The sequence below is a fragment of the Nocardiopsis halophila DSM 44494 genome, assembly GCF_000341245.1.
GTDB lineage: Bacteria > Actinomycetota > Actinomycetes > Streptosporangiales > Streptosporangiaceae > Nocardiopsis_A > Nocardiopsis_A halophila.
In genome coordinates this window covers 1-20,871 of record NZ_ANAD01000163.1, presented here as the reverse complement: position 1 = coordinate 20,871, position 20,871 = coordinate 1, and the positions used below count along the sequence as shown (strand labels likewise).

Genomic DNA, 20,871 nt, shown 5'->3' with positions numbered 1-20,871 from the left:
CCCCGCCGCCGGGCTCGGCGGCGTAGTTGTCGCCGGTGTTGGCGGTGTGCACCGGAGCGGCCTCGACACGGCCGGGCAGGTGGAGGCTGACCAGCAGCCGGGCCCCGGCGGGCACGTCGATGGCGACCGGGTCGGAGTGCACCCGGCCGCCCGCGGGCAGCGTCACCGAGGACCGACCGCCGAAGGTCGCGGGCACGGGGGCGCCGTCGGCGGCGGCTCCCCGGCCCTGCAGGGCCACCGAGACCGCCCCGATCTCGACGGGCCGGGCGGCGAAGGTGTTCGCCAGGCGGATCCGGGCCCCCGGGCCGCCGGCGCCGGCGCGCACCACCAGGCGCAGCGTCTGGTCCTCCCAGGGGCCCACGGCGGCGTAGCCGGAGGTGGAGGCCGACCAGCTCCCGGTCCACCCGCGGTCCCGGGGGCGCGCCGCCACGTCGAACACGTGCATCCGCGCCCGGCCCCGCACCTCGGGCAGCTCGATCCGGGCCAGCGGGCGGCCGGCGTCGACCGGGACGGTGACCGCGTAGAGCCGGGCGGGGGCGGCGGGGGTGCCGTCGGCGGTGTTGGTGTGTCCGAGCTCCACGGCCTTGGTGGTGAGCGGGCCGGTCTGCCAGTCGGGGGCGGTGGCGGTGTAGCGGTCCCGGGTGCCGTCGGCGTAGACGACGGTGCCCTCGCCCTCGGCGTCGCCCCTGGTCGCGGCGGTGAGCAGGGTGACGGACTCGGCCCGCCCCCGCAGCGGGACCGACTGGCCGTCGGCGACGGCGTTGTCGGGCTCGCCGGGGCGGGTGTCGGGCATGGTCAGCGGGGCGCCGTGCAGGGTGATCCGCGTGCCTGGGCCCCACCCCGCGGCCCGTAGCGCCTGCGCGGACAGGCTGCGGCCCCGGCCGTCGAAGTCGGCGGCCGCGGGGTCGGTGTCGTCGGAGATGCCGCGGTTGTCGTAGAGGCCGCCCAGGGCGGGCTCGGCGGCGGGCTCGGCGGCGGACGGGGCGGGCGCGGTGACGGCGGTGAGCGCGGACAGCGGGAGCGCGGCGGCGAGCAGGAGGCCGGCGGCGCTCCGGGCACGGCGCCGACGGGGAACGGCGGGTCTGGGGGATGTCGCTGGCATGCGGTCGTCCTCTCCGGAGCAGGCGGGCGCGGCCGGGTCCGCGTCCTCCTCGGGGCGTCCCCGGCCCCGGTGGACACCGGGGGAACCGCACGGGAACGGCGCCCGCACGCGCACCCGCCCCACCCGCGTCTCGGCCGGGTTCCGGCGGCCGGAACCAGATTACGCTGCGCCCCCGGATCGAGACGCTCGGTGACACTTATGCCCCGGGAAGGTCACGATGATGCGGTGGATCCGTATTGAGGGGATACATCCGACCTTTGTCGCGGCCGCGGCGAACCGCGATGAGCGTGTGGCGGTCCGGTCGTTCACCCGGCCGGGCCGCAGCTCCGACGCGGAAGGACTCGTCCCGCTCTTCGCGTCCCTCTCCCACCCCGCGACGGCCCCTCAGGTGAGAACACGCCTTGAACGTGTGGCCGACGACCCCGCCTATGAGCACTGGGGCGCCGAGGCCCCGACCGGGGAGCTCGTAGGCTTCGCCGCCGGGCACCTGCTGTTCCCGGTCGAATACGACGCCCTCGCCGCCCAGCTCATCGCGCTGGTCACCGCCGAGAGCGCGCGGGGGCAGGGGGTCGGCTCGGCGCTGTGCGCCGAATTCGAGGAACGGGCCGTTCAGCAGGGCGCGCCCCGGGTCCTGCTGAACTCCTCGGCCGCGCGGACCGAGGCCCACGTCTTCTCCACCCGGCGCGGGTACACCGCCTCAGGGGTGCGGTTCATGAAGTCCCTGTAGCGCGGACCGCGAGCGGGCCGGTCCCCACTCCGAGGAGCGCCCTCTCGAACTCCCGCGCCGCCGGGGAGGGGGTCCGGCCCTCGGCCGTGGCGACCGACACCGTCCTCGGCGGGACCCCGCCGGGGTCCACCGGCACCAGGACCACCCCGCCGCCCATCCGGGGGAAGCCGTCGGCCGCGAGCCCGGGGACCAGCGTCACCCCCAGGCCGGCCGCCACGTACCCGGCCTTGGCCGCCCACTCAGCGACCACGTGGCCGATCTCCGGCCGCAGGCCGCGCTCGGCGAAGGGCGCCAGCAGCGTCCCCTCCGGGCTCCGCCGGCCCGCGATCCAGACGTCCCCCTGCAGCTCCTCGGGCCTCACCCGTTCGCGCCCGGCCGCGGGGTGGTCCGCGGCGACGGCGACGTACAGGGCCTCGTCCAGCAGGCGGACGGTCCGTACGCCGCGCGGCTCGCGGCCCGCGGTGGAGCCGACCACGGCGACGTCGATCTCCCCGTCGGCCAGCAGCCGCTCCAGCTCCGGGGTGCGCGCCTCCCGTGCGGTCGCGTCGAGGCCCGGGTGCCGGTCCCGCAGCGCCGCGAGCGCGCGCGGCACCAGGGCGACGTTGGCGGTCGGGAACGCGCCGGCCCGCAGGCGCCCGCCGCCGAGGTNGGGGGGGGGCCTCGTCCAGCCGCCCGACCACCGCCTCGGCGTGCCCGAGCAGGACGCGCCCCTCCTCGGTCGGCCGCACCCCGCGCGCCAGCCGGTCGAACAGCGGCGCCCCCGCCTGCCGTTCCAGGGCCGCGATCTGCCGGGAGACCGCCGACTGGGTGTAGCCGAGGCGTTCGGCGGCGGCGGTGAGCGAGCCGGTCCGGGCCGCCTCGCAGAACACCGCGAGGCCGGCCAGAGAGACGCCATGAGGATCGAGCATGGCACCCATGCTAGACATTCGCTGGTCACATCGGTGGCGGCCCCCTAGCGTGAACGCCATGTCCGATTCGCACACCCCTTCGCACAGCCCGTCCCCCGCCCGCACCGCCTTCCTCGGCCTGGGCGCGATGGGTTCGCCCATGGCGCGGCGGCTGATCGCCTCCGGCGCCGACGTGACCGTCTGGAACCGCACCGCGGCCAAGGCCGACCCACTGGCCGCCGAGGGCGCCCGGGTGGCCCGCACCCCCGCCGAGGCGGCCGCGGGCGCCGACACCGTGGTCACCATGCTCGCCGGGCCGGAGGCCGTGGAGGCGGTGGCCGACGACCTCCTGCCCGCGCTCGGCCCGGGCGCGGTCCTGGTGGAGATGTCCGGCATCGGCCCGGCCGCCGCCCACCGCCTTGCCGACCGCCTCCCCGCCGACGCGGAACTGGTCGACGCCCCGGTCCTGGGCAGCGTCGACCGCGCCGCCCAGGGCGCCCTCTCGGTCCTGGCGGGTGGGCCGGTCGACCGGGTCCGGCCGCTGCTGGAGACGCTGGGCACGGTCCGCGCATGCGGGCCGGTCGGGTCCGGCTCGGCGCTCAAACTGGTGCTGATCAACGCGCTGATCGGCGGCGTGGCCGCGGTCGCCGAGGCCTTCGCACTGGCCGACGCCCTGGGGGTGCCCCGCGGGGAGGCGGCCGAGGCGATGGCCGCCACGCCCATGGCGGGGCCGCTGGCCCGGGCGACCTCCCGCGAGGCCGACTTCGCGGTCCGGCTGGCCGCCAAGGACGTGCGCCTGGCGACCGGGGCCGCCCGCCTGCCGGTCCTGGAGGCGGTCGGGGCGGCGCTGGAGGCCGACCCCGCGATCGCCGACGCGGACCTGTCGGCCCTCCTCGGCCCGGCGGGCGGGGCGACGGGCGGGGGGACGGAGCGGACGAANTCCTCGGCCCGGCGGGCGGGGCGACGGGCGGGGTGACGGAGCGGACGAAATAAGGAGGCCGGACGGTCGGTTGGGCGAAGGGCGGCCCCGCGCGGGCCGCCCGGCCGCACCGGCGCCCTCGGCGCCTCCCGTGCGGCCCGTCCTGACCACCGCCCCGTCGAAAGGCCGCCCGCCGTGTCCGAACCACTGCCGCTCTCCATTCTCGACCTGGCGCACATCCCCGAGGGCGGCAGCCCCCGGGAGAGCCTGGAGGCCAGCCTGGCGCTGGCCCGCGGCGCCGACGAGCTGGGCTATCGGCGGATCTGGTACGCGGAGCACCACAACATGGCCACCATCGCGTCCTCGGCCACCAGCGTGCTCATCGCGCACATCGCGGCGCACACCGACCGCATCCGCCTCGGGGCGGGCGGCGTGATGCTCCCCAACCATGCCCCGCTGACCATCGCCGAGCAGTTCGGGACCCTGGAGACGCTGCACCCGGGCCGGATCGACCTGGGCCTGGGGCGCGCCCCGGGCAGCGACCAGAAGACCATGCGCGCCCTGCGCCGGGACCCCTCGTCGGCCGACACCTTCCCCGACGACGTCGTCGAGCTGAAGGGGTACCTGACCGGAGAATCGGTCATCCCCGGGGTGGACGCCACCCCCGGCAAGGGGACCGACGTCCCGCTGTACATCCTGGGCTCGTCGCTGTTCGGGGCCGGGCTGGCCGCCGCGCTCGGGCTGCCCTACTCCTTCGCCTCGCACTTCGCCCCGGCGGCGCTGGAGGAGGCGGTGGCCCTCTACCGGCGCGAGTTCACCCCCTCCGACCAGCTCTCCGAGCCCTACGTGATCGCCGGGGTCAACGTGACCGCCGCCGACACGAGCGAGCAGGCCCAGGAGCAGGCCCAGCAGGCCCGGCGACGGATGGCCGCCCAGCTGCTGGGGCGCGGGCGCACGCTCACCGCAGAGGAGGCGGACGCCGCGCTCGCCTCGCCGGCCGGGCGGCACATCGACCAGATGCGCACCTACTCGGCGGTGGGCGACCCGAAGGAGGTCGCGGCCTACCTGCGCGACTTCGCCGCCCATGCACAGGCCGACGAGGTGATCGCCGCCTTCCAGGCCGGTGACGACGGGGCGCGGATGCGCTCGATGCGGCTGACCGCCGAGGCCACCGGCAACGGCTGACCGCCGGACCGGCCGCGCCGGACCCTGTGCCCGGCCCCGCGGGGGCGGGACGGGACGGGGCCCGGCGCCGTCCGTGCCGCCGGTCCAGGGCCGGCGGTTCGGGACCGGTGGCGCAGGCCCCCGGGCAAGAACGAGGACGGACGTCTCATAGCGGCGAGCGCGCACGGTGGTCGTCCGAGCGCCGACCGCCGCCGGGAGCGGCCCCGCCCGTCCCTCGCCGGCGAGCGGGCGTGCCAGGCGTCTCGGGCCTCCCCGGCCAGGCCACGGTGTCCGGATAGGCCTCCCGAACGGCCGGGTGCGCAAGCGCGCAGAGGCGGTCGGGCGGAGGGCCGACGACCGTACCGCACCCGTTCTCCCCTAGGCTGTGGCGCCATGCCCCTCCAGAGAACAGCACTCGTCACGGGCGCCTCGTCCGGAATCGGCAGGGCGGTCGCCCACCTCCTGCTCAGCCGCGGCTACCGGGTCTTCGGGACCAGTCGCAGCCCCGACGCCGTCACCGACCCCGTCCCCGGGGTCGAGTACCTCGCCCTCGACCTGTCCGACGACGATTCGATCGCGGCGTGCGCCAAGGCCGCCGGAGAGGTCGACGTCCTGGTCAACAATGCGGGCGAGAGCCAGAGCGGCCCCATCGAGGAGCTTCCCCGTGACGCGCTGGAACGACTCTTCCAGGTGAACGTCATCGGCGCGGTCCGCCTGACCCAGCTCGTCCTGCCCGGGATGCGCGCGCGCCGCCGGGGCCGCGTGGTCATGGTCGGTTCGATGCTCGCGAGCTTTCCGCTGGCCTTCCGCTCCTCCTACGTGGCCTCCAAGGCGGCCCTGAAGGGCTTCGCGAACGCGGCCCGGCGCGAGGTGTCCCCGTACGGCGTCGGCGTGACCACGGTCGAGCCGGGGTCGATCAACACCGGCATCAGCGAACGCCGCACCCAGTACATCGCCGCGGACTCCCCCTACGCGGAGGAGTACCGGAGGATGCTCTCGGCCCTCAACGCCAACGAGTCCGTCGGCATCCCCGCCGCGGCCGTCGCCGCGACCGTGGTCAAGGCCGTCGAGGCAGCCCGCCCCAAGCCGCTGTACGCCGTGGGCAGCAACGCCCCCCTGGTGTTCGCCCTGCGGCGCGCACTGCCCCGCACCGCCGTCGAACGGATCGTCTCCCGCAAGCACGGATTGCACTGAGACCGGAAGGCCGGGGCCTGCTCGAGCACCGGAAAACCGGTGGAGCACCCCGGCCCCGCCCGCTAGCGTTCGGTGGTCGACCACGGGCCCATCCTGCGCGGGCCCCCAACGCACGGGCGGAGAGAGCCATGAACGAACCGTCGCGAGGAACCCTCCGGGTTCGCGGAGCGGAGCTCCACTACGAGGTCCGCGGCGAGGGCCCGCTGCTGCTGATGGTCCCCGGCGGATCGGGGGTGGGCGACCCCTTCGACGCGGTGGCCGAGCGGCTGGCCGCCCACTTCACCGTCGCGGTGCACGAGCCCCGCGGCGCTCCGCGCAGCCCCCTCGACGCGCCGGGGGCCGAGCAGAGCGTGCGGGAGCACGCCGACGACGCACTCCGGATGCTCGACCTGCTCTCGCCCGACGCGCCCGCGGCGGTCTTCGGCGCCAGCTCGGGCGCGGTCACCGCGCTGGACCTGGCCGCCCGCCGCCCCGACCGGGTGCGGGTCGCGGTCGCCCACGAGCCGCCGGTGACCGAGATCCTGCCCGGCGCCGACGACCACCGCCGGATGTTCGCCGACGTGCACCGCGCCTACCGCTCCGGCGGCCCCGAGGCCGCCGTCGCCGTGATGGCCGAGGGGTTCGACGCCCCCGCCGAGGCCCCGGAGCGCATGCCCGACCCCGGGGCCCTGGAGCGCATGCGCTCCGGGATGCCCTTCTTCCTGGACCGGATCCTGCCCCGGTTCACCCGCTACGTGCCCGACACCGCGGCGCTCCGGGAGGCCGGACGGCTGCTCCCGGCGCACGGTTCGGCCTCGCGCGGACGGCTGCCGTCCCGCCCGGCGGTGCGCCTGGGCGAACTGCTGGGGCGGCCGGCCGCCGAGCTCCCGGGCGGCCACCTCGGGTTCGCGGCGCACCCGGGGGCGTTCGCCGAAGCGCTGCTCCCCCTGCTGGCCGCGGAGCGCTGATCCCTCATGCGGTCGGCCCTGGTGCGGTTCAGGGCTTGCGTGCCACCCCGCAGTACTGTTCGACGTCGCGGACGCTGCCGACCTCCGTGGGCAGGGGGCGCCAGCGGGTGGCGCTGACCACGCCCGGCTCCAGCAGTTCCAGGCCGTCGAAGTAGCCGGCCATCTCCTCGGTGCTGTGCGCCCGGTAGGGCAGGGCCGCGCCCTCGTTCCAGCGCCGCAGGGCCTCCCGTTCGGCCTCCCCGTCCGGCATCACCAGGTCGCACAGGGCCAGGAAGCTCCCGGGGGCGAGCGCGCCGGTGTAGGCGCGGACGAGGGAGCGGGCCTCCTCGTAGGAGGGGATGTGGCCCATGGTGCCGAGCACGGTCACCGCCACCGGCCGGTCGAAGTCGAGCAGTTCGGCCGCGGCCCCCAGCACGCCCTGGACGTCGCGCAGGTCGGCGTCGACGAACTCGGTCGCCCCGTGGCCGCCGCCGACCAGGAGCGCCCGGGCGTGCGCGACCACCATGGGGTCGTTGTCGACGTAGACCACCCGGGCGTCCGGGGCGGCGCGCCGGGCCACCTCGTGGGTGTTGTCGTGGGTGGGCAGGCCGGTGCCGATGTCGAGGAACTGCCGGACGCCCTCCTCCGCGGCCAGGTGGGTGACGGCCCGCCGGAGGAACTCGCGGTCGGCTCGGGCGCCCTCGACGATCTGCGGGTAGGTCTCGATGACGTGGTCGCCGAGGGCGCGGTCGACCGGGTAGTTGTCCCGGCCGCCGAGCCAGTAGTTCCAGACCCGCGCGGAGTGGGCGACGGTGGTGTCGACACCGGAGGGGGCGGGCGGGTCGGCGGGGGTCTCGGGCATGGAGGGGCGCCTTCCGTTTCCATCGGGGGTCAGGACACTGGGGACCTTACCCGCCGGTAGGCGGAATCCCTTACGCCCCAGGGCCTGTCGGCGCCTGGCGGGGCGGCCGGAACCGGCCGCGGGCATCACAGCAGCCGCAGCTGCCGGGGCGCCCGCACGGTGGCGGCCCCGTCCCGCTGCCGGTGGGCCCGGCGCCCGGAGGCCCCGCCGCGACCGCCGACGCCGTACCGGCGCGCGGCCTCGCGCACGCGGGCGGCGATCAGCTCGCGGTAGGGCGCCGGCGCGTAGGAGCCGTCCCCGTAGAGCTCCCGGTAGAGCGGGACGAGGTGCGGGTGCTCGCGGGCGAGCCAGGACGCGTACCACTCCCGGGCGCCGCCGGGGCGCAGGTGCAGGACGATCGGTGTGACGCTGCTCGCCCCGGCCTCGGCGATCGCGGCGACGGCGGCGTCGATCGCCTCCGGGGAGTCGGTCAGCCCGGGCAGGACCGGCGCCATGAGCACCGAGCAGCCCAGCCCCCGGTCGGCCAGGGCGCGGACGGTGTCCAGGCGGGCGCGGGGCGTCGGGGCGCCGGGCTCGACCGACCCGGCCAGGGGCCCGTCGACGGTGCCCACGGAGACCGCCAGGCGCACGTCGGTGGTGCGGGCGGCCTGTTCGAGCAGGTCGGCGTCGCGCAGGACGAGCCTCCCCTTGGTGAGGACGGAGAAGGGGTTGGCGGCCTCGGCCAGGGCGGAGATGATCTGCGGCATCAGCCGGTAGCGGCCCTCCGCGCGCTGGTAGGGGTCGGTGTTGGTGCCCATGGCGATCGGCTCGCCGCCCCAGGAGGGGCGGGCCAGCTCGGCGCGGAGCAGCTCCCCGGCGTTGACCTTGACCAGGATCTTGGTGTCGAAGTCGCGCCCGGCGTCCAGGTCCAGGTAGGTGTGGCTGCGCCGGGCGAAGCAGTAGACGCAGGCATGGGCGCAGCCGCGGTAGGGGTTGAGCGTCCAGCGGAACATGGGCGACTCGCCGGGGACCCGGTTGATGATCGAGCGGGCGCGGATCTCCACCGCGACCGGTTCGCCGTCTCCCCCGGAGACGGGGCCGGCCCCGGGGCTCGCCAGCCCGGCGCGCCCGGTGCCCCGGTCGGGCACGGGGGCGATGTCCTCCACACCGAAAAGGGCGTCCGCGTCGCGGCCCTCCCGAAGGTCTTCCCAGCGCATGCACGTCATTCGAACATGGATCCGAAACCGTGTCCAGTCCGCGCCCGCCTTGCCCGAGCGCGGCACGCCCCCTATGACTGGTGCGGGACTCCACGGAATCCGACGGTGAGGACGGCATGAGCGCGAAGAAGAAGAGCAAGACCCGCAAGGGCAGGCGCGGCAAGGGCGCGACCGAGATCCGCCGCGGCCCCACCCGCGACCCGGGCGGCACCGGGAACGTGGGGTGCGTGATCCTCGCGGCGGGCCTGGTCGTCGTGGCGCTGGCCATCGCGGCCTTCGAACTGCTGGGCTGAGCGCGGAGGGGATGCGCGGGCGGCCCCGGCCCGCCGCGCTTCCCCCGCACCGGGGCGGTGCCGTAGGAATCGGTGCATGGACATCGAACTCGTACAGGGCGACATCACCGAGCAGGAGGTGGACGCGGTCGTCAACGCCGCGAACTCGTCGCTGCTGGGCGGAGGGGGCGTCGACGGCGCGATCCACAGGCGCGGCGGACCGGAGATCCTCGCCGAGTGCCGCCGCCTGCGGGAGACGCGCTACGGCGAGGGGCTGCCCGCGGGGCAGGCCGTGGCCACGACGGCGGGCCGGCTTACCGCGCGCTGGGTCGTCCACACCGTCGGCCCCGTCTACAGCGCGTCCGAGGACCGCTCGGACGTCCTGGCCTCCTGTTACGCCCGCTCGCTGCAGGTCGCCGACGAACTCGGGGCGAGGACCGTCGCCTTCCCCGCCGTCTCGACGGGCGTGTACCGCTGGCCGATCGAGGACGCGGCCCGCATCGCGATCGAGGCGGTCCGCTCCGCATCGACCGATGTGCAGACCTGCCGCTTCGTCCTCTTCGACGCGGCGGCCTACGCCGCGTTCGAGCGCGCGCTGGCGGATTCACCGGACTGATCGCCGCTCGGCCGCCGCGGCGGACTCGCCGGGGGACGCCGGACCCCGGTGGCGGCAGGCGCCGCCCGCGCACCAGGGGCTCCGAGACAGGACGGGGTGGGGCGTGCGGGGCTCGAACCCGCGACCCAGGGATTATGAGTCCCCTGCTCTGACCAGCTGAGCTAACGCCCCCGGAATCGCCTGCTGTGCAGGGGATTCGCACACTCGGACGAGTCTAGCGCAGTAGCACGACCGTCACGCAGCGGAGGTTCCCCGTCCAAGCGGTGCGCGAACGCCCTCGGGGACGGGCGTCCGTACGCGCCCCGACCATGGGCAATAGGGTGGTTCCGCGCCCGCGGGCACGTTCCCGTTCCTTGGGGCCGGGGGCGGCCGGTCGGGGCGGCGGGCCGCGAGGTAGCATCGCGGGTCGCACACACGTCACCAGGAGAAGAAGAAGGTCATGGCCCAAGTACCCGTCAATGTCACCGTCACCGGTGCCGCCGGCCAGATCGGCTACGCGCTGCTGTTCCGCATCGCCTCCGGCCAGCTGCTGGGTCCCGACACCCCGGTCAAGCTCCGCCTTCTGGAGATCCCGCAGGCCGTGAAGGCGGCCGAGGGCACCGCGATGGAGCTCGACGACTGCGCCTTCCCGCTGCTCAAGGGCATCGACATCTTCGACGACGCCCGGCAGGCCTTCGACGGCGTCAACGTCGGCCTGCTCGTGGGGGCGCGCCCGCGCTCCAAGGGCATGGAGCGCGGCGACCTGCTCGAAGCCAACGGCGGGATCTTCAAGCCGCAGGGCGAGGCGATCAACGCCGGCGCCGCCGACGACGTGCGCGTGCTGGTGGTCGGCAACCCGGCCAACACCAACGCGCTCATCGCCCAGGCGCACGCCCCCGACGTCCCGGCCGAGCGCTTCAACGCCATGACGCGCCTGGACCACAACCGGGCCCTGACCCAGCTCGCCCAGAAGCTGGGCGTGGACGTCACCGACGTCGCGAAGATGACGATCTGGGGCAACCACTCGGCGACCCAGTACCCCGACATCTTCCACGCCGAAGTCAACGGCACCACCGGGGCCAAGGCGGTGGACGACGAGGCGTGGCTGCGCGACGAGTTCATCCCGACCGTCGCCAAGCGGGGCGCGGCCATCATCGAGGCCCGCGGCGCCTCCTCGGCCGCCTCGGCCGCCAACGCCGCCATCGACCACGTCCACGACTGGGTCAACGGCACGCCCGAGGGCGACTGGACCTCCGCGGCCATTCCGTCGGACGGCTCCTACGGCGTCCCCGAGGGCATCATCTCCTCCTTCCCGGTCGTCTCCCGCAACGGCGCGTGGGAGATCGTCCAGGGACTGGAGATCGACGCGTTCTCCCGCGAGCGCATCGACGCCTCCGTCCAGGAGCTGGTCGAGGAGCGCGAGGCGGTTCGCAAGCTGGGCCTGGTCTGACCCGGTCCCGGTTCTCGTTCTTAGGGCTCTAGGGTGCGTCCCCGCAGGGGGCGCACCCCTTTCGTGTCCGAAGCCCGCGCATCCGAGGCCCCTATGCCTCCTGCGGAGGCGCGAGGCCCCGCTCGATCCCGTCGAACGCCTCGGCCAGCACCTGTGACATGTCGCGCTCTTCGACCGCGCCCTGCCACACGTTCACGGCGACGTGCACCGCGGTCACCGACACCGCCGCCACCAGACGGACGTAGGGGTCCTCCGCCCCGCGCCCCGTGCGCTCGCCCAGGCCGTCGCGCAGCGCCAGGTTCAGCGTGCGCGCCGCGACCATCCCCCGCTGGAGCAGCTGGGGGTTCGAGCGCAGCAGCGCGGACTCCTGGCTCCATGTCTCGCCCGCCACGGTCCGCGCGATGGACTCCTCGACGACCGCGCGCACCGCCTCCTGCGGCTCCTCCTCCGGCGGCCGCGCGCGCACCCGCCCCGCGACCTCCTCGCGGGTGTCGCGGGTGAACGGCAGGAGGGTCTCCTCCTTGGAGTCGAAGTAGTTGAAGAAGGTGCGCGGCGACACCCCGGCCTCGGCGCAGATCTCCTCGACGGTCACGCAGGCGGGGCCCCGCTCGGTGAACAGCCGCACCGCGGCGGCGCGCAGCGCCTGCCGGGTCATCCGCTTCTTGCGCTCGCGCAGTCCGGCGCCCTCGTCCGCCGTCGTCATCGTGCGCCCCGCGTCCTCTTCCTCATGGTCACCGACTCGTGGTCACCGAACCGCCGGGCACGACTGTACCGGCGCGGCGCGGCGGCCCGGGTGCACAGCGGTTCACAAATAATTACAGTACTGCATTTTTGCAACTCTGCACATTTAGCTCTATCGTGGGGTCATCCCCCCTTCTGCCTTCCGGCTCCCCCGCCCCTGTTCCGGCCCCGACCCATGTCCCGAGGTGACACGTGACCCACGAGACCGCGACGTCGCCCGGCGGCGCCACGCGCGCACTGGAGACCACCAGGGCCCTGGCCAACGCCCTGTGGTTCCCCGTGCTCTTCGCCGTCGGCTTCATGTTCTGCTACCTGCTGCCCTTCCACAGCCCCGCGCCCCACGACCTGCCGGTCGCCGTGCAGGGGGAGGAGGCGGCGGCCGCGGTCTCCGTCGCCCTGGAGGAGGCCGCCCCGGGCGGCTTCGACGTCGTCCCCACCGAGGACCCCGACGAGGCCGTGCTCGACCGCGACGCCGTCGCCGCCTACGACCCGGCCGCGCACACGCTCCACGTCGCCGGGTCGCTGGGCGCGGCCCTGGAGCAGACCGCCGTGAAGACGTTCACCCCCATCGCCGCCCAGGACGGCGCGGAGCTGGAGGTCGCCGACGACGCACCGGCCGCCTCCGGCGACGGCATGGGCATGTCGCTCTTCTACATGGTCCTGACCTGGACCCTGACCGGCTACATCGTGGTGATGATGCTGTCGGCGCACGCCCCGCACCTGCGCCGCCGCACCAAGCTCCTCACCGTCGCCGGCTTCGGCGCCTTCACCTCGGTGTTCTGCTATACCGTCGCCGCCGTGGTGGACGTGATCCCGCACGACCCCGCCGTCATCGCAATCGCGTTCCTACTCACCCAGGCCGTCTCCTGGACCTGCCTGGGACTCGCTCCGTTCGTCACCAAGTGGCTGCCCGGCGTCGCGATGACCGTGTTCGTACTGCTGAGCATGCCCTCCAGCGGCGGGGCGATCCCGCTGCCGATGGTCCCGGAGTTCTTCCAGGCCCTGCACCCCCTCATGCCGATGGGCCGCGCCCTGGACGCCATCCGCGCCGTGCTGTACTTCGACGGCGCCGGGCTGTGGGGGTCGGTGGCCGTGCTCGGGGGGTGGCTCGTGCTGGGCGCCCTGCTCCTCGCGGCCGCCACCCTGCGCGAGCGCTCCCGCCGCGCCCCGGGGGCCCACGCCGGCGACCGCGGCGGCCCGGCGAAGGCCGAGGCGGCCGAGGACACCGGTGCCGGCAAGGACGCCGAGCCGTCCCTGATCGGCCGGGTCACCGACACCGCCGGCCGCCCGGTCGCCGGCGCGGTCGTCAGCGTGGTCGACCACTCCGGACGCCACGTCGCCGCTCTGGAGAGCGGGGCCGACGGCGCCTACAGCGGCCTGGGCCTGCCCGGCGAGCGCCTCACCCTGCTCGCCTCCGCCCCCGGCCACTCGCCCCGCGTCGCCCGGGTGACCCTCGACCACGGAGGCCTGGTCCACCTGGACTTCGCCCTCTACCCCGACGACGCGGCCGTGCGGGCCCCCGAGTCCGGCGTCTCGGAGGGCTTCCTCCCGGTGTCGGGACGGCGTGTCGCGCTGGGCCGGCGGGTGCGCGAGCCGGGCGACGGGGCCGGGTGAAGGCACCGCGGCGGCCCAGCCGCCGCGGCGTGCGGGCAGAGCGGCGGGGTGAAAGAGGCAGTGCCTCGGAGAAGGCAGTATGGAGAGCGTGAGTCTCCTAGAACAACTTCCGGCCCGGCCCGAACCCGACACCGTCTTCGAGGCGTTCGCCTCCTGGGCCGAGGAGCGTGGCCTCACCCTCTACCCGCACCAGGAGGAGGCGCTGATCGAGGCCGTCTCCGGGAGCAACGTCATCGTCAGCACCCCCACCGGGTCGGGCAAGAGCCTGATCGCGGCCGGGGCGCTGTTCGCGGCGCTGTCGCGGGACGAGTGCGCGTTCTACACCGCGCCGATCAAGGCGCTGGTCTCGGAGAAGTTCTTCGACCTGTGCGCGATCTTCGGCACCGACAACGTCGGGATGATGACCGGGGACGCCAGCGTCAACGCCGATGCGCCCATCGTGTGCTGCACGGCCGAGGTCCTGGCCAACATCGCGCTGCGGGACGGGGCCGACGCCGACATCGGCACCGTGGTGATGGACGAGTTCCACTTCTACGCCGAACCGGAGCGGGGCTGGGCCTGGCAGGTACCGCTGCTGGAGCTGCCGCAGGCCCAGTTCCTGCTGATGTCGGCCACCCTGGGCGACGTCAGCCGGTTCGAGAGCGACCTGGAGCGGCGCACCGGCCGCACGACCTCCGTCGTCACCTCGGCCGAGCGCCCCGTGCCGCTGTACTACTCCTACCGCAAGACGCCCCTGCACGAGACGCTGGAGGAGCTGCTGGAGGGCCGCGAGGCCCCCATCTACATCGTCCACTTCACCCAGGCCCAGGCGGTGGAGCGCGCGCAGTCGCTGACCAGCATCAACATGTGCACGCGGGCGGAGAAGGACGCGATCGCCAAGGAGATCGGCAACTTCCGCTTCACCACCAAGTTCGGGCGCAACCTGTCGCGGTACGTGCGCCACGGGATCGGGGTGCACCACGCGGGCATGCTGCCCAAGTACCGCAGGCTGGTCGAGCGCCTGGCCCAGGCGGGGCTGCTCAAGGTCATCTGCGGCACCGACACCCTGGGCGTGGGCGTGAACGTGCCCATCCGCACGGTCCTGTTCACGGCCCTGAGCAAGTACGACGGGACGAAGGTGCGCCGCCTCAGCGCGCGCGAGTTCCACCAGATCGCCGGCCGCGCGGGACGCGCCGGGTTCGACACGGTCGGCAACGTGGTCGCGCAGGCCCCCGAGCACGTCATCGAGAACGAGAAGTCGCTCGCCAAGGCCGGGGACGACCCTAAGAAACGGCGCAAGGTGGTGCGCAAGAAGGCGCCCGAGGGGTTCGTCGGCTGGGACCAGTCCACCTTCGAGAAGCTCATCGCCGCCTCCCCTGAGCCGCTGAAGTCGCGGTTCAAGGTCAGCAACGCCATGCTGCTGAGCGTCATCGCACGCCCGGGCGACTGCTTCGCGGCCATGCGGCACCTGCTCACCGACAACCACGACGACCGGCCCTGGCAGCGCAAGCACATCCGCGAGGCGATCGCGATCTACCGCTCGCTGCTGGACGGCGGAATCGTCGAGAGCCTGGAGGAGCCCGACGCCGACGGCCGGACCGCGCGCCTGACGGTCGACCTCCAGCCGGACTTCGCCCTCAACCAGCCGCTGTCGACGTTCGCCCTCGCCGCGTTCGAACTGCTCGACCGCGAGTCGCCGACCTACCCCCTCGACGTGCTGACCATCGTGGAGGCCACCCTCGACGACCCGAGGCAGATCCTCGGCGCGCAGCTGAACAAGGCGCGCGGGGAGGCCGTGGCCCAGATGAAGGCCGACGGCATCGAGTACGAGGAGCGCATGGAGCGGCTGGAGGAGATCGAGTACCCCAAGCCGCTCGAGGAGCTGCTCGACCACGCCTACGAGGTGTACCGGAGGGGGCACCCGTGGGTGGGCGACCACCCCCTGCGCCCGAAGTCGGTGGCCCGGGACATGTACGAGCGGGCGATGACGTTCACCGAGTACGTGTCGTTCTACGAACTGGCGCGCTCGGAGGGCCTGGTGCTGCGCTACCTGGCCAACGCCTACAAGGCGGTGAGCCAGACGGTGCCCGAGGACGCCAAGACCGAGGAGCTGCACGACCTGATCGAGTGGCTGGGCGAGCTTGTGCGCCAGGTCGACTCCAGCCTGCTGGACGAGTGGGAGCAGCTGACCAACCCGACCGAGGACGAGGAGCCCGAGGCGGTCCGGGAGGAGCGCCAGCGCCCGGTCACCGCCAACGCGCGCGCGTTCCGCGTCCTGGTGCGCAACGAGATGTTCCGCAGGGTGGAGCTGTCGGCGCTGCGCCGCTACGACGAGCTGGGCCGGATGGACGGCGACGACGGCTGGGACGCCGAGGAGTGGGAGGAGGCTCTGGAGGAGTACTTCTCCGAGCACGCCACCATCGGCACCGGGCCGGACGCGCGCGGCCCCAAGATGCTGTCCATCGAAGAGGACGCGGACCAGGGCGTGTGGCGGGTGCGCCAGGCCTTCGAGGACCCGGAGGGCGACCTGGACTGGGGGATCTCTGCGGAGGTGGACCTTGCGGCCTCCGACGAGGAGGGCAGGGCCGTGCTGCACGTCACGGACGTCGCCCGGATGTCGGGCGTCTGAGGGCGGTCGACGGCGCTGAAGAGCGGATGGCGCCCGGCCAGGACCGGTCGGACCTCGATGGTCCCGAGGGCCGGCCGGGTGCGCGCGTTCTCCACGGCGTCGTCGCGGTCGGCAGCCTCGACGAGGTTCGGCCGGGCCCTCCACCGCGAAGGCCTCCCCCGTCCACGCCTCGATCGCCGCGCGGTGCCCTGGCCGGTCCCGGCCGTTGGACTCACGGGACGCGGTGCTCCAGGGTGACGAGGGCGGAGGTCACCGGCTCTCCGTCGATCGCCGGAACGGCCGCCCGGCCGCCGCGCCGGACTCCCGGAAGGGTCTGACGGTCCCCGCCGCACCAGGGTTATGATCGGCGCGCCCGCGTACCGACGCCCACACCGAGGGGGTCCGCCGTGGCCGGCCGACTCGTCCGCAGAACGTTCCTCGCCCGCGCCGCCGCGGTCGCCGCCGGAACCGGTGCGCTCGCGATAAGCGCGACCGCACGCGGCGGAGCGGACGCCCGGGAACGCCCGTCGGGCCCCGTCGTGCTCATCGACTGGGACGGTGTCGACCCCGACCATGTGCGGGCCTACCTGCACGCGTGCATGCCCAACCTCGCCGCGCTCGTGCGGAGCGGGACGCACGCGACCATGGGGTGCACCTACAAGGCCGTCTCCAACCCCAACCGGGCGAGCGCCGCCACCGGTGCCCGGCCCGTCGTGCACCGCAACTCCGCCTATGTGCTCGACCCGAGGACCGGGAGGGCCCGGGGACAGACGCGGGCCATGGAGGCCGAGACCCTCGCCGAGGCACTGCGCCGCCAGGGGCGGACGGTGCTGTCGGCCGGGTGGTACATCGTTCAGAACCGGGGCACCGCCTATGGCGACCCGGAGGGCCTGTACACCCAGGGCACCACCTGGGAAGAGAACGTCGCATCCGTGGTGGCGGCCCTGCGCGGCGAACCAGTCGACTCGGACGGTACGCCCGTGCGCCTGCCGCGGGTGCCCGACCTCATCGCGGCCTATTCGGCCGACATCGACACCATCGGGCACCAGGACGGCCCCGATTCGCCGCGGATCCCTGAGCGGCTGACCGAGCTGGACGAGGGCCTGGGCCGCATCGTGGCGGAGGTCCGGCGGGCGGGGCTGCAGGGGAGGGCGACGTTCCTGTTCGTGTCCGACCACGGCATGACGGGGTACACGCGGTCCCTTGAGCCGGCGGTGCTCGGGGCGATCGGGCGGGAGGGGTTCTCGGTCGAACGCCTGTACTCGGGGCAAGCGCCCGCCCCGGGCACGGAGGTCGTCCTGACGGCGACCCCGCGCGCGGCCAACGCCTACCTGCGCGGCGCCGCGGCCGGGCCGCAGGGGCGGGCGCGGCTGCTGCGGGCGCTGAACGGCCTGGAGGAGCTGGATGCGGTGCGGATCCGGGAGGAGCTCGACGGCATCGGCGCGGCGCCGGACGAGGGCGATCTGGTCCTGGACGCGCGGCCGCCGTACGCCTTCTTCGACCCGGACGCGGTGGACGGCCGGGAGCGCGGCGGCCACGCGAGCATGCGGGAGGCCCAGGCGCCGCTGGCCCTGTCGGGCGCGGGGGTGCGGGCGCGGGCACGGCTGCGGTCGGCGGAGATCATCGACGTGGCCCCGACGGTCTGCCGCCTGCTGGGGGCCGACGCCCCGGCGGAGGCCGAGGGCAGGGCGCTGGAGGAGGCCCTGGTCCCGAACCGGGCGTAGCGCGCGGGTTCGCACGGGTCCGCACGAGCGCGGACGGCGGGGGCGGACGAACACGGAGGCCGTATGCGTACGGACGGCGGCGGAGGCGGCGCGCCCAGGGGGCGCTAACCTGTCCGCCATGGATCGTCCGTACACCATCCTGAGCTGCGCGGTCTCGCTCGACGGCTACATCGACGACGCGAGCCCCGACCGCCTCCGGCTTTCCAACGACCGGGACTTCGACGAGGTCGACGCGCTGCGCGCCGAATGCGACGCGATCCTCGTCGGTGCGGGAACGGTCCGCAAGGACAACCCCCGGCTGCTCGTCCGCTCCCAGGAGCGGCGGGAGCGGCGCCTCGCCGAGGGGCGCACCGGGGACCTGGTCAAGGCGGTGCTGTGCGAGAGCGGGAAGCTCGACCCGTGCGCCCGCTTCTTCGTCACCGGCGACGCCGAGAAGGTGGTCTACACGGGGGCGAGCGCCTATCCGGCAGCGGAGCAGCGGTTCCTGAACGCGCCGGACACCTCGGTGGTCGATGCCGGGGACCCGCCTTCGCTCAAGACCGTCCTCGCCGACCTGTCACGGCGCGGTGTGCGCCGCCTGCTGGTCGAGGGCGGTACCCACGTGCACACCCTCTTCCTCACGCAGGGGGTGGCCGACGAGCTGCGCCTGGCCGTGGCCCCCTTCTTCGTGGGCGACGCCACGGCCCCGCGCTTCACCGGCCCGGGGGTCTTCCCCGACGGCCCAGGCGACCCGTTCCGCCTGGACGAGGTCCGCCGTATCGGCGACATCGCCGTGATGCGCTACCGCTCCCGCAGATCCCCCGACGCCGGCGGCGGGGCCGACGACGCGGGAAACGCCCCGCACAGCGGAGCGGCACGATGACCGCCGGCGACCTCGACCGGGCGCTCCTGCGCCGCGCCATCGAACTGTCCCACCGGTGCCCGCCGTCGACGACGGCCTTCTCCGTGGGCTGCGTGATCGCCGACCGGGACGGGACGGTCATCGCCGAGGGCCACTCCCGCCGGGACGACCCGCACGACCACGCGGAGGAGACGGCCCTCAAGGCCCTGTCCCCCGACGATCCGCGCCTGGCCGAGGCGACCCTGTACAGCTCCCTGGAACCCTGCGGCCACCGCGCATCACGCCCCCGCCCCTGCGCGGCCCTGATCCTGGAGACCCCGATCCCCCGCATCGTGTACGCCTGGGGCGAGCCCCCGGTCTTCGTCCCCGCCTCCGGCGCGAAGCACCTGACCGATTCCGGCCGATCCGTCGTCCAGGTACCCGAACTGGCCGAAGAGGCGCGAGAGGCCAATGCCCATCTCCCGGAGGGCCGACCGTAGGCCCCGCCCGGTCTGCCCAAAGAGGCCGGAGGACAGCCTTGGAATACACGACAGGGCCCTCATCGCCCTGTTTCGTGAACCGTGGCGCGATGGGACCCGGCATGACCTTGCGCGACTCCGAGTGGTTCCCGGTCAGGACTTTGGTCACAGATCGAGCGCCAGAGGTGGCTCTGCTCCCGCCCCGGGTACAACACCACTGAGAGCGCTCCCGGACTTCGAAACCGATGGGGGATACCCCTGGGCAATCGAAGTTCTCTAGAGAGTCTCCAGGAGGCCTGCATGCATGACGACGATTGAGCGGACCGAACGGGCGCCGACTCGCGTTGACGGCGCCTGACCGAAGAGCGCGGCGCGGTAGCGCCACTCCAGAGGCCGTTCGACAACTCCATTGTCGTCGATCATTCCTCTTCCATTGCTCCTCTTCCTAGCCGGACCTCCAGCGCCAGGCGATTCCGCAGTACTCGTCGTCAAGATCGAAAAAGTCCCGAAAGTACAGGCCCCCTCCGTCGCCGTCGATGAACCGCTCCTCCGTCGGCGACTCGTACTCGACTTCTACAACGGTCTTCGCGCGAAACCACCAGACCGCCAGAGGCGACCGCATCTCACTGAACTGGACACGCACGGAACACCTGTGCGTGCGCGTGGAAGCATAGTAGCGGACCTTCGGCTTGGCCGGCACGTGTGTCGCCGACTTCACCCGAAAGGACATCACGTACGGATCGTCGCCGGGATCCAGTTCGCGATCGAGCGAGAAGACCGAGGTGACCGCCCCGGTCGGGGACTCTTCCGTACGGACCTTGCTGCACCCGGACCCCGCCCGCATCGACAGCACACCCTGGTTGGGGTCCGTGGGGTAGGCGAACCTCGCCACGACCAGCGAGACCCCGGGGACCGCCGCAGAGATCGAGCGAATCGTCACGACTTCCTCGATTTGCCCCTGAGCACCGACTCTATAAGTCGTCTCAACCTCTTCCGTGCGGTATGTATCCCGGATGTGATCGATCGGCGAATCTTTCGTCACCGGGTCCTGTTCGGCCTCCGAGGTTTCCCAGTGGAATCGGCGTTCGCGCCGCGCGCGCCCTGCATCCACGGCCCTACGATAGGCGACCATCACCCGCCTGCGATCACATCCGAACCTATTTACGTACAAGAGAACAAATTTCCTCGACGGCATCACGCGGCCGTTCTCGACATTCGACACGTGCCCGGAGGAGAACCCCTCGACCTGGCGGGTCGTGGCTCCGGCGGCGTTGCGGGCGGCTCGGAGGAGGTCTCCCAGGATTCCCAGCTCCGGTGTGTTCGGTGCGTGTTCGGATCCGGCCATGGGGGCTCCCTTCGGGGCGGCCGCTCCTGCTTGCTCGCCCGCTTCCTCCGCTTGCTTGCACGGATTCTGTGTATGGGCAAGCGTTCTCTCCATGTGCTCCCCTGATGGTGGCCGGACTCGCCCGAGTGGCCGAAGGCGGCCGCCGGGTGGACGTCCGGTGGATCGGTCAAGGGAGGAGGACGGTCCATGGCCGTTCTGTTCACCGCCCTCGCCTGCTTCGTCGCGGGGGCGATCACCGGATGGGTCCTCACGTCGAGCCACGCCACG

Annotated in this window: 18 protein-coding genes, 1 tRNA gene and 2 pseudogenes; 13 read left to right on the top strand and 8 right to left on the bottom strand. The window is 73.8% G+C overall.

From position 1 onward, the window contains the following. Window positions 1-1,102 (bottom strand): annotated as a pseudogene (locus tag D450_RS0119275) (SGNH/GDSL hydrolase family protein); the annotation flags it as partial. Window positions 1,103-1,490: 388 nt separating this feature from the next. Between D450_RS0119275 and D450_RS35250 the strand changes: the two are divergent. Next, the gene (locus D450_RS35250; protein WP_338037986.1) at window positions 1,491-1,829 is read left to right on the top strand and encodes a GNAT family N-acetyltransferase; all 339 of its coding nucleotides are present in this window, start codon (window positions 1,491-1,493) and stop codon (window positions 1,827-1,829) included. Here the strand turns inward: D450_RS35250 and D450_RS30620 are convergent. Together D450_RS30620 and D450_RS34805 are read right to left on the bottom strand one after the other, a co-directional pair. Further along, the gene (locus D450_RS30620) at window positions 1,813-2,421 is read right to left on the bottom strand and encodes a LysR substrate-binding domain-containing protein (RefSeq protein ID WP_017540292.1); all 609 of its coding nucleotides are present in this window, start codon (window positions 2,419-2,421) and stop codon (window positions 1,813-1,815) included. The two genes, D450_RS35250 and D450_RS30620, sit on opposite strands and share 17 nt — an antisense overlap. A gap of 172 nt (window positions 2,422-2,593) precedes the next feature. Next, window positions 2,594-2,737 (bottom strand): annotated as a pseudogene (locus D450_RS34805) (helix-turn-helix domain-containing protein); the annotation flags it as partial. On the opposite strand from D450_RS34805, the gene D450_RS30615 reads away from it, so the two are divergent. The 4 genes from D450_RS30615 to D450_RS0119245 all read left to right on the top strand — a co-directional run bounded on the left by D450_RS30615 (window position 2,736) and on the right by D450_RS0119245 (window position 6,940). After that, window positions 2,736-3,692: an NAD(P)-dependent oxidoreductase gene (locus D450_RS30615; protein ID WP_449289475.1), complete on the top strand. Its 957-nt coding sequence runs from the start codon at window positions 2,736-2,738 to the stop codon at window positions 3,690-3,692. The pseudogene D450_RS34805 and the gene D450_RS30615 overlap by 2 nt on opposite strands. A gap of 138 nt (window positions 3,693-3,830) precedes the next feature. Beyond that, the gene (locus D450_RS0119255; RefSeq protein WP_017540290.1) at window positions 3,831-4,820 is read left to right on the top strand and encodes an LLM class flavin-dependent oxidoreductase; all 990 of its coding nucleotides are present in this window, start codon (window positions 3,831-3,833) and stop codon (window positions 4,818-4,820) included. A 372-nt stretch (window positions 4,821-5,192) separates the two neighbouring features. Next, window positions 5,193-5,993, top strand: a complete 801-nt coding sequence (locus D450_RS0119250; protein WP_017540289.1) for an SDR family oxidoreductase — start codon at window positions 5,193-5,195, stop codon at window positions 5,991-5,993. A 128-nt stretch (window positions 5,994-6,121) separates the two neighbouring features. Further along, on the top strand, window positions 6,122-6,940 hold the full coding sequence (locus D450_RS0119245; RefSeq protein WP_017540288.1) for an alpha/beta fold hydrolase: 819 nt from the start codon (window positions 6,122-6,124) through the stop codon (window positions 6,938-6,940). A 28-nt stretch (window positions 6,941-6,968) separates the two neighbouring features. On the opposite strand, the gene D450_RS0119240 is transcribed toward D450_RS0119245, so the two are convergent. Next, on the bottom strand, window positions 6,969-7,781 hold the full coding sequence (locus D450_RS0119240; protein ID WP_017540287.1) for an SAM-dependent methyltransferase: 813 nt from the start codon (window positions 7,779-7,781) through the stop codon (window positions 6,969-6,971). 125 nt (window positions 7,782-7,906) lie between these two features. After that, the gene (locus D450_RS0119235; protein WP_017540286.1) at window positions 7,907-8,977 is read right to left on the bottom strand and encodes an Rv2578c family radical SAM protein; all 1,071 of its coding nucleotides are present in this window, start codon (window positions 8,975-8,977) and stop codon (window positions 7,907-7,909) included. A gap of 116 nt (window positions 8,978-9,093) precedes the next feature. On the opposite strand from D450_RS0119235, the gene D450_RS30610 reads away from it, so the two are divergent. Next, complete coding sequence (locus tag D450_RS30610) at window positions 9,094-9,270, top strand: hypothetical protein (protein WP_193374763.1); 177 nt, start codon at window positions 9,094-9,096, stop codon at window positions 9,268-9,270. Window positions 9,271-9,346: 76 nt separating this feature from the next. Continuing rightward, window positions 9,347-9,865, top strand: a complete 519-nt coding sequence (locus D450_RS0119225; protein WP_017540284.1) for an O-acetyl-ADP-ribose deacetylase — start codon at window positions 9,347-9,349, stop codon at window positions 9,863-9,865. A 97-nt stretch (window positions 9,866-9,962) separates the two neighbouring features. Here the strand turns inward: D450_RS0119225 and D450_RS0119220 are convergent. Continuing rightward, a tRNA-Ile gene (locus D450_RS0119220) sits at window positions 9,963-10,036 on the bottom strand. A gap of 268 nt (window positions 10,037-10,304) precedes the next feature. Here D450_RS0119220 and D450_RS0119215 point away from each other — a divergent pair. Beyond that, window positions 10,305-11,294: a malate dehydrogenase gene (locus D450_RS0119215; protein ID WP_017540283.1), complete on the top strand. Its 990-nt coding sequence runs from the start codon at window positions 10,305-10,307 to the stop codon at window positions 11,292-11,294. A gap of 91 nt (window positions 11,295-11,385) precedes the next feature. On the opposite strand, the gene D450_RS0119210 is transcribed toward D450_RS0119215, so the two are convergent. Continuing rightward, window positions 11,386-11,997, bottom strand: a complete 612-nt coding sequence (locus D450_RS0119210) for a TetR/AcrR family transcriptional regulator (protein WP_017540282.1) — start codon at window positions 11,995-11,997, stop codon at window positions 11,386-11,388. A 230-nt stretch (window positions 11,998-12,227) separates the two neighbouring features. Between D450_RS0119210 and D450_RS0119205 the strand changes: the two genes are divergently transcribed. The 5 genes from D450_RS0119205 to D450_RS0119185 all read left to right on the top strand — a co-directional run bounded on the left by D450_RS0119205 (window position 12,228) and on the right by D450_RS0119185 (window position 19,280). Next, window positions 12,228-13,649 carry a carboxypeptidase regulatory-like domain-containing protein gene (locus D450_RS0119205; protein ID WP_017540281.1) on the top strand — a complete coding sequence of 474 codons (1,422 nt, stop codon included), beginning with the start codon at window positions 12,228-12,230 and terminating at the stop codon, window positions 13,647-13,649. 79 nt (window positions 13,650-13,728) lie between these two features. Then, on the top strand, window positions 13,729-16,257 hold the full coding sequence (locus tag D450_RS0119200; RefSeq protein WP_017540280.1) for a DEAD/DEAH box helicase: 2,529 nt from the start codon (window positions 13,729-13,731) through the stop codon (window positions 16,255-16,257). Window positions 16,258-16,643: 386 nt separating this feature from the next. Continuing rightward, complete coding sequence (locus D450_RS0119195; protein ID WP_026128649.1) at window positions 16,644-17,960, top strand: alkaline phosphatase family protein; 1,317 nt, start codon at window positions 16,644-16,646, stop codon at window positions 17,958-17,960. 118 nt (window positions 17,961-18,078) lie between these two features. Continuing rightward, window positions 18,079-18,822 (top strand): RibD family protein, encoded by a 744-nt coding sequence (locus D450_RS0119190; RefSeq protein ID WP_017540278.1) that lies wholly within the window; start codon window positions 18,079-18,081, stop codon window positions 18,820-18,822. After that, on the top strand, window positions 18,819-19,280 hold the full coding sequence (locus D450_RS0119185) for a deaminase (protein ID WP_017540277.1): 462 nt from the start codon (window positions 18,819-18,821) through the stop codon (window positions 19,278-19,280). The genes D450_RS0119190 and D450_RS0119185 overlap by 4 nt, the downstream gene beginning before the upstream one ends. Window positions 19,281-19,704: 424 nt before the next feature. On the opposite strand, the gene D450_RS0119180 is transcribed toward D450_RS0119185, so the two are convergent. Next, the gene (locus tag D450_RS0119180; RefSeq protein WP_017540275.1) at window positions 19,705-20,604 is read right to left on the bottom strand and encodes a helix-turn-helix domain-containing protein; all 900 of its coding nucleotides are present in this window, start codon (window positions 20,602-20,604) and stop codon (window positions 19,705-19,707) included. Between the last annotated feature and the right edge of the window lie 267 nt (window positions 20,605-20,871).